Annotated in this window: 2 protein-coding genes; both read right to left on the minus strand. The window is 29.3% G+C overall.

Features of this window, described 5'->3' with window-relative positions; genetic code table 11:
- Window positions 1-993: LTA synthase family protein (locus K8M07_RS12460; RefSeq protein WP_223379430.1), on the minus strand; the 993-nt coding region annotated here is incomplete at its 3' end.
- Between the two features lie 13 nt (window positions 994-1,006).
- On the minus strand, window positions 1,007-2,146 hold a 1,140-nt coding region (locus tag K8M07_RS12465), incomplete at its 5' end, for an LTA synthase family protein (RefSeq protein ID WP_223379432.1).

Here is a 2,146-nt window from a genome sequence, read left to right on the forward strand (position 1 = left end):
TACATAGGCATTTTCTCTATTCCAAAATTCCTTTTCATATCCATGAAATACCCAGGATGTATAGCCATTATCTCTTAGTACCCAGGGCAAACCATAGAATGTATTCTTTTCATATTGAGTATAAGTAGGTTCTTCCATAGATGGATATAGAGAATTGTTAGTCACAAATTCTGCATCTGAGGTATTGCCTCTACCTAGCATCTGATAGTAATTATTAAAGTATAGACTACCATTTTCTTCTATCAGCTTATTTAAATTTGGCGTTATCTCCTGCCCATTATATGAGTGATTTATTACAAAATTTTGTAGTGCTTCTAACTGGATTACTATCAAGTTCTTATTCTTTCCAACTCCAGTATATTTACCATGAATTAATTTATTTCTACCCTTTAATTCCTTTAAATCTTCTACATTCAACGCTATGGAATCCACTATATTGTCTTCATTCAATATGGTTTTCTTGATATCCTTAGCATGATACGTGAACAACTCTTGATTTGTCACTGAACCAAATAGATTTATACTACTTAAATGTATTAGTATGACTGCCAATAATAGAAATATTCCTCCAGGAACTCCCCACTTTATATATCTATTATAATTTTTAGATTTTTTTGCTCTTCTATTGATTAAATATAAAATCAATAATGGTAAATCCAATATAAGTAACAATTTATCAATAGTCAATAAAGATTTAATACTATCCCCTACCGCAGTCAATTGATTGGCTTGACTTAGCATATTTACTGAAGGCAAGGTATTGAAATAACTATAATATACTACATCCACAAATATTATTATGGATACGATAAGATAAAAAGAAAAAGCATATATGCGCTTTTTCTTTTTACAACTAAGGTATATTAACGAAAATACAAATAGTATTACTAAAATACTTATGAAAAATATCAGAAATTTATTGCTTACAACTTTAGTATTGTGCATAAACAATAATATTTTTAATACTGACAATATAAACAATACTGGAAACATATCTCTTCCTCCGTTATCTAATCAAAGTCATTTTGTCTGATTCATCTAAATACACAGGAATTTTCATCTCTTTTAATTCATCTAATAAAGAGGAATCTTTTAATTCTGTACCTATTATTACTCCGGTTAATGGAGTCCTATTTAAAAACGATATTATATCTTCTTCTTTATAATTGTTTTCAGTTAAATTGAGCATTATATTTTTGTACGCTTTATTGGATAGATTTATATGGTGTTCAAAATCCTCCATTTCCACTATAAATCTATCCTTTAATTCAGGGAAATCACCCTTTATCTTTAGGAATGCGGATTCATCTTTTTCAGAAGATCTAAGATCTATATATACATCTTCATAATCCATCATCCATTTGGCTAATTCATTTATATTTGTGCCATCACTTAATAATACTTCTTCTCCATCTTCTGACCATTTAACCTGTACCGATAAAACTTTGTTACCTTTCCATACACTATCCTCTAATTCATTTAAAGGATTATCATAACATTTAATTATCTTATCATCTGGTATATTTATACCTTGTAAAGAATTCAAGTCTATCTGGCCATTATTCTTCAATATATGCTTTAATAAATCGGTTTTTAATATATAATTAGATTTGTTGATTTCGTCTACTACTAATTTATAGGTTTCTCTTAATGGTGCTAGATCTTCAATTTTCTCCTTGGTTTTCTTATCCTTAGCAGTACTATTATTAAATATTCCATTTCTCGACATATAGAATATATTTTCATCATCTATGAAAGATCCCTTTATAACATATGTCATAGGAGCTACAAAGGTATCCCCTTCATAGTTCAACAAATCTCTCCCAAACATAATCCCTTTTTCATTTTCATATCCCATTATATTTAATATAGTAGGTAAAAAGTCTAATTGACTACCTAGCTTAGTGATAGTCTCTTTCTCCTCTAAGCCTGGTATATGAATTATCAACGGTACCTTCATCATCTCATCTAAATCATAAGGTTCATTTAAAAAATTCTTCATCAATTGTACTCCTGAATCATTGAACCCTGTTATAGCATAATGGTCTCCATATAGAGCTATTACTGAGTTGTCGTAATAGCCTTCTTTCTTCAAGTCCTCTATAAATTGTCCTAATGCCTTGTCTGCATAGTGTATGGATTGAAG

It is taken from the genome of Schnuerera sp. xch1 (assembly GCF_019931165.1).
In the GTDB taxonomy this organism is placed as follows: Bacteria; Bacillota; Clostridia; order Tissierellales; family Tepidimicrobiaceae; genus JAIOUP01.